The sequence below is a fragment of the Mesorhizobium sp. M5C.F.Ca.IN.020.32.2.1 genome, assembly GCF_004023105.1.
In the GTDB taxonomy this organism is placed as follows: domain Bacteria; phylum Pseudomonadota; class Alphaproteobacteria; order Rhizobiales; family Rhizobiaceae; genus Mesorhizobium; species Mesorhizobium wenxiniae.
This window is the reverse complement of the sequence record NZ_RZSX01000269.1, coordinates 1-7,184: the sequence shown is the minus strand read 5'-3', so window position 1 is coordinate 7,184 and position 7,184 is coordinate 1. Positions and strand designations below refer to the sequence as shown.

The following is a 7,184-nucleotide window of genomic DNA, read 5'->3' as shown; positions in this document are numbered from 1 at the left end:
TTTCCGGCACCCAGTGGCTCCAGGTGCCCTCAATGACAATGCCCTGATAGTCTGCCGTATGTGCATGTATCGGTGCTTGCCATCCCCCCGGGACTTTCAGCAGCGTTCCAGCCGGACCCACATCGCGCTTGCCCCATAAGGGGCCCAGCCGGTGGGGCTGGTCAGGCATTTCCTCATAATACGGCACCTTCTCAACTGGCAGGTATGTATTCTCCAGGGCATAAGTCTGAGACGGCAGGATAATAACCGCGGCTACCGCCGCCACGAGCTTTGGAAAAGACACTGACATCTCCCTCAATGTTGCCACGTTGCCACGAATCTACTGGCAGCAGAGAAGAGCCTATTGTGGAATGCCGGACGAACAATGATACTGCGTCCGAGATGTATGCTCGATAATCCAATTCTGCCGATCCTGTCGTCCATCTTTTTGGACAGTTCCTGCGTGATCTCAGGCCAGCGGAAGCGAGTTACTGCCGGGCAGAGGTAACGCGGCCTTGGGGCATCGGCCTGCAATTCCAAAAGGGAATTCGCTTCCATTTCGTCGCCGAAGGCAGCTGTTGGGTGCTTATCGAGGGGTCTGAACCAGAGCGGCTGGACCAGGGCGATGTCGTGCTCCTGCCACATGGCACCAAACATGTTATCGCCGACGACCCTGAGAGCGCGGTGACCGATCTCGCCCTCTTGGGGCCAAGACAGATATCCGGCACAAGCTATTCGCTCAACACCGGCGGCGGGGGTGCCCGATCCCTCATTTTCTGCTGCACCGTGGATTTCGAGGAACCGCTGGCCGATCGATTGATTGGGACCATGCCCGCAAAACTTGTGTTTCGCGAGGGACCGAACCGCACCCCATCTCTCGGCATGCTGCTGGAGGTAATGGCGGCGGAGATGGCGGAAGGAAGCGTCGGCTCGGCCACAATAATGGCCCGTCTGGCTGATGCGGCCATCAGCATCATTGTTCGCGATTGGGCCAGGGATAGCGATGATCATCGCCGAGGCTGGCTCGCTGCGCTGCGCGATCGAGGACTTGGCCCCGCCCTGCTCGACATCCATACGAGACCGGGGGAAAACTGGTCTCTGGCCCGATTGGCGAGAACTGCGGCCATGTCGCGGTCGACCTTCGCCGAACGTTTTTCACATGTGCTTGGGGTATCGCCGGCCCGCTATGTGCTCGAATTCCGAATGCGCGAAGCAAAACGCCTGCTCCTTGACCCGAGCCTGACGATCCCAGCCATCGCCGCGCGCCTGGGATATGCTTCCGAAGCCGCTTTCAGCCGTGCCTTCAAGCGGACCACAGGAAACCCTCCTGGGCAACTTAGGCGCTTACGAACGGCTTCCGAAGTGAGGCGCGAACCCCGAGCCTAAGTGCGGATGAAGGGCATTGCATCAAGGGCAATGAGCTCCTTGGCCGAGTGCCTCATCCGCTTATTGGCGCATTTGCGCTCTTGTATCGGCTCTCACCAACAGGGGCTCCACCCCAGGGCGGCTGTGGTCGTCAGGTACCAAGCGTGATTTAACAACTAAAACAGCGCCTTCAGCTCCGGCAATTTGTCGTTGACCAGCCAGCCATAGTAATTTTCCTCGGGCAGCTTCTCCGGTTCGCCCGCGTCGCGGCGCCTGTCGTTCTCGGCCTTCAGCGCATGGGCACGCTGTTCCGGATTGCCGACATTGTAGAGCGTCGATGTGATGCCGGGATTGCCCGATATGTCGAAGCCGGCAATGCTCTGGTAGGCATCGATCGATTTCCGGATCGTCGCAGCGACATAATCCAATGTCAGGTCCGGATCCATGATGGTCTTGTAGACCGCGTTCGGATCGCCGACGTCGAGCTTCGGCAGGCCGGAAACCTGGTGCACGAGATCGCTCATCTGCAACGCCGTCAGCGGATTGAGCTGACCGAGGCCAAAAGTCTGGCCGGCATAATAGGGCTGGAAGAAAGTGGCGCCGAAGCGGTCGTCGGGGAAGCTCTCACCGCCGACAGTCTTGCCGCGAAAGGACTGGTTCCACACCTGCTCGCGGCATTCCCACAGCGCATAACTGTCCGATTTGCCGGCGCATTCCTGGAATTGCGGCCGCTGCATAAAATCGGTGATGTCCTCGCCTTCATAGGCGAAAGACAGCTTGCTCGACAGATAAGAGATCGCCTTGACGTAGTAGGTCTGCAGCCGGTCGTAGGCGTCGACATTGTAGGTGTGCTCGCCGACGATGGCGCCGACGATATGCATCGGGTCGATGCCATAGGTCGCCGCCGCTTGGCTGATCTTGCCGCGAAGACCGGCGTCGTGCTGCAGCAGCGCATAGACCTTGCGGTATTTTGCCTGGAAGGTGGTGTTGGTGGCTTGGGTGCGCCGGCTCGAGGCGCCCGGTATGTTGGGCTGCTCGGCATGACTGTTGCCCGGCGGGACCATCGTCGCCGCTTCGGCGGCGAACATGGCTGTCGCCAGCGTCAGCCCGAGAATGACGAGGATCAGTTTTTTCATGCGCCGCCGCCTGCAAAAGCGCATGATCCCCCGAATCGATCTTCGGGGTCATGCGCAAAACCAACTGTATAGCGCCCTTTGCACGCCCAACTGATGCGCGGCGCTGTAGTTGCCGGGCAAACTAGGTAAAGCTGGAAGTGGAGTCGAGGGCCCCTGCGCCGGGCAAGACAAAAGCTGGCCAGATGCTTCCATTTGGCCACACGTTTCAGAACTTGCCGGCTCCCCCGGCCCATTTCTTGTGGGATGGATTGCCTGCTACAGGATGAAACGCGACAAATCCGTGTTTCTGGACAGGTCGCCGACATGCTTTTGCACATAGGCTGCGTCGATGGTCACCGCCGTGCCGTGCCGGTCCGGCGCGTCATAGGAGATCTCATCCAGCACCCGCTCCATGACCGTCTGCAGCCGCCTGGCGCCGATGTTCTCGACGCTGGCGTTGAGATCAACCGCAATGCCGGCCAGCGAATCGATGGCGTCGTCGGTGAAGACGAGATCGACGCCCTCGGTCTTCATCAGCGCGATGTACTGCTTGATCAGGCTGGCCTCGGTCTCGGTCAGGATGCGGACGAAATCGTCCTTCTCCAGTGCACGCAGCTCGACGCGGATCGGCAGTCGGCCCTGCAGTTCCGGCAGCAGGTCCGACGGCTTGGCGATGTGAAACGCACCCGATGCGATGAACAGGATGTGGTCGGTCTTCACCGGTCCGTATTTGGTCGCCACCGTTGTGCCTTCGACAAGCGGCAGCAGGTCGCGCTGCACGCCTTCGCGGGAAACACCGGCGCCCATGCCGCCTTCCCGCGAGGCGATCTTGTCGATCTCGTCGAGGAAGACGATGCCGTCGTTTTCGGTCGATTCGAGCGCCCTGCGCACCACCTCGTCCTGGTCGAGCAGCTTGTCGGACTCGTCGCCGACCAGCACCGTGTACGATTCCTTCACCGTCGTCTTGCGCGTCTTGGTCTTCTGGCCGCCCATCGCTTTCGACAGCATGTCGTTGATGTTCAACACGCCGATATTTGCGCCCGGCATGCCGGGAATCTCGAAGCCGGGCATGCCGCCAGTGCCGGTGTCGCTTACTTCGATCTCGATCTCCTTGTTGTCGAGCTCGCCGTCGCGCAGCTTCTTGCGGAAATTGTCACGTGTGCCGGGGCTCGCCGTCTTGCCGACGAGCGCTTCCAGCACACGTTCCTCGGCATTGATATGGGCGCGCGCCTTGACATCCTCGCGCATCTTCTCGCGCACCAGGCCGATGGCGATCTCGACCAGGTCGCGGATGATCTGCTCGACGTCGCGGCCGACATAGCCGACTTCGGTGAACTTGGTCGCCTCGACCTTGACGAACGGCGCACCGGCAAGGCGTGCCAGGCGGCGCGAGATCTCGGTCTTGCCGACGCCGGTCGGGCCGATCATCAGGATGTTCTTCGGCATCACCTCTTCACGCATCTGGCCTTCGAGCTGCTGGCGGCGCCAGCGGTTGCGCAGGGCGATGGCCACGGCACGCTTGGCGTCCTTCTGGCCGATGATGAAGCGATCGAGTTCCGAAACGATTTCACGGGGCGAGAATGTGCTCATATTCCTAAATTCCACTTTGCCACTGCCGGATGGACTCGAACGGATGCAGCAGCATGATCACGTTGAGCGTCAGATTGTCCCGGATGAGGTAGCCAACACCGAATTCGAAGATGACGGCCAGGGTCACGATCACCCATATAGGAAGCCTGCGCGCCATCACAAATCCCAGCACCATCGCCAGCGTGTCCGCCACCGAATTGATGATGCTGTCGCCATAGTAGTCGAGGGAGATCGTGCCGGCGCGATAGCGCTCGATGATCAACGGGCTGTTCTCGAGAAGTTCCCAACCGCCCTCAATAACGACCGCAAATGCCAGCCTGAGCCCGATCGGCGAGCGCGGGAACAGAGCCCACGCCAGCGCATAGAACAGGAACCCGTGGATGAGGTGCGAGAATGTGTACCAGTCGGAAATATGCTGGGAATTCTCCGAACTCTGCACGATGCCGTGCCACAGCTTGACATAGCCGCATGTGCAGATCGGGGTTCGGCCCATGCCGTAAAGGACTCCGGCCTGGAATATGATCAGGCCGAGGACCAGCAGAAGTCCCATCCGCCAGCTGTCTTCATAGGCCGAGACGGGTTTGTCGGCGCCGGTTGTGCTCATGCTGTTACTGCCCCTCTTCGGCTTTATTCGGCGTCGCCTTATTCGATATCGTCCTCTTCGGCGTCGATTGCCATCAGCACGGCGTCGCCATATTCCGATTGCCTTCGATCGATAGCTCTGAAACCGGCCTTTTCATAGGCGCGGATCGCTCGTCCGTTGGATGGATCCGGGTCGATGATGACACGCGGCGCCCCTTCCTCGAACAGCTGTTCCACGAACTGCCGGACAATTGCCGAGCCGTGGCCGCGTCCGATAAGCTCAGGCCTGCCGATCGACAAATCTATGCCGAGCGTACCGAACGGCTGGTCGCTATAGGGATGGCCGTCTTCCAGATGCGGGTCGTAGCTCTGCATGTAGCCGATCGGCTCGCCATCGAGCTCGATGATCAGCGGTTCGACGGAAATACTGTCGATGTGTTGGCGGATCTGGGCGATCTCCGTCTCGGGATCATCCCACCACTCCGCGACATGCGGCTCGGCCAGCCATGCCGCAATCATCGGCAGGTCCGACTCCGTCACCGGCCGAAAATCGTATCTATTTTCTTGTTTGGCCATGATTTTCTCCGAACCGAAGGTCAGTGGAGCAAAAACCGGTTTCCACTTTTCGGGATCATGGCCAGCGGCCGGTTCAGCCGGCATCGAGCGTTTCGATGACGAAGTTGTTGTTGGTGTAGACGCAAATGTCGGATGCGATCTGCATCGCCTTGCGCGCGATCTCCTCGGCATCTTTGTCGGTGTCCATCAGTGCGCGCGCCGCGGCTAGCGCGTAATTGCCGCCCGAACCGATGGCCATGACGCCATGTTCGGGTTCGAGCACGTCGCCGGTGCCGGTCAGCGCCAGCGAAACCGATTTGTCGGCAACGAGCATCATCGCTTCAAGCCGGCGCAGATAGCGGTCGGTGCGCCAGTCCTTGGCGAGTTCGACGCAGGCCCGCGTCAATTGCTCCGGATATTGTTCGAGCTTGGCTTCCAGCCGCTCCAGAAGGGTGAAGGCGTCAGCGGTGGCGCCGGCGAAACCGGCAATGACATTGCCGCTTTTGCCGATGCGGCGCACCTTCTTGGCATTGCCCTTCATGATGGTCTGGCCGAGACTGACCTGGCCGTCGCCGGCAATCACCACCTTGCCGCCCTTGCGCACCGTCACGATGGTCGTGGCGTGCATGGTCAGTTCATTCGACATCTTCTGCTCCGATCAGCACCGGTCCCGAAAAGGCGATTGGCGCGTTACGAGTGACTTGATCGGCCATATGTATGCATAGGTCCGATGATTGCAAACCAGCCACCCGCCAGGCTCGATATCCCCTGGCATGGCAACTGGCAATCGCCGGATCATGCTGCTAGAAGGCTCTCGTTTTCAAGCACGTGGACGCTTGGAACGTCTGAACTCTGGACAAGGATGAGGTCATGTCGCCCCGTTCCGCCAACGCCAGCCGCAAGACTGGGGAGACCGACATCTCCGTGTCGGTCCAGGTCGACGGCTCGGGAAAATCCGATATTTCGACGGGCGTCGGTTTCTTCGACCACATGCTGGACCAGCTGTCGCGCCATTCGCTGATCGACATGACAGTCAAGGCCAAGGGCGATCTGCACATAGACGACCACCACACGGTCGAGGACACCGGCATCGCGCTTGGCCAGGCGCTGGCCAAGGCGTTGGGCGAGCGGCGCGGCATCATGCGCTATGCCTCGGTCGATCTCGCCATGGACGAGACGCTGACGCGCGCGGCGATCGACGTTTCCGGCCGTCCTTTCCTTGTCTGGAACGTTGCGTTCTCGTCGCCGAAGATCGGCACGTTCGACACCGAACTGGTGCGCGAATTCTTCCAGGCCCTGGCGCAGAATGCCGGCATCACGCTGCATGTCGCCAACCACTACGGCGCAAACAATCATCACATCGCCGAGACCTGCTTCAAGGCGGTGGCGCGCGCGCTGCGTTTCGCGCTTGAAAGCGACCCGCGCCAGCCGGATGCGGTTCCGTCCACCAAGGGATCTCTGAAGGGATAGGCCATGGCCGTCTATGTCGTGATGGAACCGCCGGGCCGCGGCGAAAAGCCTGATGTAACCTTTGTCCGGGATGGTTTTTCCTGGCTCGGCTTCCTGGTGTCGCCGCTGTGGTTGCTCTGGCACCGGTTGTGGATCGAGGCAGCACTGGCGTTTGTCGCCATGGCCCTCCTTTCGATGCTTGCCGAAGGGCTGAGGCTTGGGCTGGCCGGCCCGCTGCTGTCGCTGCTTGTATCGCTCTATATCGGGCTGGAGGGTCAGGCCTTGCGGATCGCCGGACTGCGCCGTCGTGGCTGGCATGAATGGGGCGTCGTCGAGGCCAACAGGCTCGACGATGCCGATACGCGCTATGTGCTGGAAGCCGAAGCGCAAGCGGACGAGCAAGCGCCAGTGCCGCGCATCGTTCCGGACGCCGCCCATGCCCGGCCGACACATATGGGCATCGCGCTAGGGTTGAACCACACTCCCGGAAGACCCTGACATGCGGGCCGCGATCATCGACTACGGCTCGGGCAACCTGCGCTCGGCCAC

Annotated in this window: 9 protein-coding genes; 2 read left to right on the top strand and 7 right to left on the bottom strand. The window is 60.7% G+C overall.

Annotated features, from left to right (window positions below):
- The 7 genes from EOA86_RS15415 to hslV all read right to left on the bottom strand — a co-directional run.
- A partial coding sequence (locus tag EOA86_RS15415; protein ID WP_128342407.1) for a DUF4437 domain-containing protein occupies window positions 1–289 on the bottom strand: 289 nt, incomplete at its 3' end.
- 5 nt (window positions 290–294) lie between these two features.
- Window positions 295–1,053 (bottom strand): hypothetical protein, encoded by a 759-nt coding sequence (locus EOA86_RS40295; RefSeq protein ID WP_245497269.1) that lies wholly within the window; start codon window positions 1,051–1,053, stop codon window positions 295–297.
- A gap of 467 nt (window positions 1,054–1,520) precedes the next feature.
- Window positions 1,521–2,480 carry a DUF1402 family protein gene (locus EOA86_RS15400; RefSeq protein ID WP_127208705.1) on the bottom strand — a complete coding sequence of 320 codons (960 nt, stop codon included), beginning with the start codon at window positions 2,478–2,480 and terminating at the stop codon, window positions 1,521–1,523.
- A gap of 255 nt (window positions 2,481–2,735) precedes the next feature.
- Window positions 2,736–4,049 (bottom strand): ATP-dependent protease ATPase subunit HslU, encoded by a 1,314-nt coding sequence (hslU, locus tag EOA86_RS15395; RefSeq protein ID WP_065011538.1) that lies wholly within the window; start codon window positions 4,047–4,049, stop codon window positions 2,736–2,738.
- Window positions 4,050–4,053: 4 nt separating this feature from the next.
- Complete coding sequence (locus EOA86_RS15390; protein WP_095517453.1) at window positions 4,054–4,653, bottom strand: DUF2585 domain-containing protein; 600 nt, start codon at window positions 4,651–4,653, stop codon at window positions 4,054–4,056.
- Between the two features lie 38 nt (window positions 4,654–4,691).
- Window positions 4,692–5,207: a GNAT family N-acetyltransferase gene (locus EOA86_RS15385; protein WP_065011675.1), complete on the bottom strand. Its 516-nt coding sequence runs from the start codon at window positions 5,205–5,207 to the stop codon at window positions 4,692–4,694.
- 73 nt (window positions 5,208–5,280) lie between these two features.
- Window positions 5,281–5,832 (bottom strand): ATP-dependent protease subunit HslV, encoded by a 552-nt coding sequence (hslV, locus tag EOA86_RS15380; protein WP_029347417.1) that lies wholly within the window; start codon window positions 5,830–5,832, stop codon window positions 5,281–5,283.
- Between the two features lie 224 nt (window positions 5,833–6,056).
- On the opposite strand from hslV, the gene hisB reads away from it, so the two are divergent.
- On the top strand, window positions 6,057–6,656 hold the full coding sequence (hisB, locus tag EOA86_RS15375; RefSeq protein ID WP_128342402.1) for an imidazoleglycerol-phosphate dehydratase HisB: 600 nt from the start codon (window positions 6,057–6,059) through the stop codon (window positions 6,654–6,656).
- A 3-nt stretch (window positions 6,657–6,659) separates the two neighbouring features.
- Window positions 6,660–7,133 carry a DUF2628 domain-containing protein gene (locus tag EOA86_RS15370; RefSeq protein ID WP_128342400.1) on the top strand — a complete coding sequence of 158 codons (474 nt, stop codon included), beginning with the start codon at window positions 6,660–6,662 and terminating at the stop codon, window positions 7,131–7,133.
- Window positions 7,134–7,184: the final 51 nt, after the last annotated feature.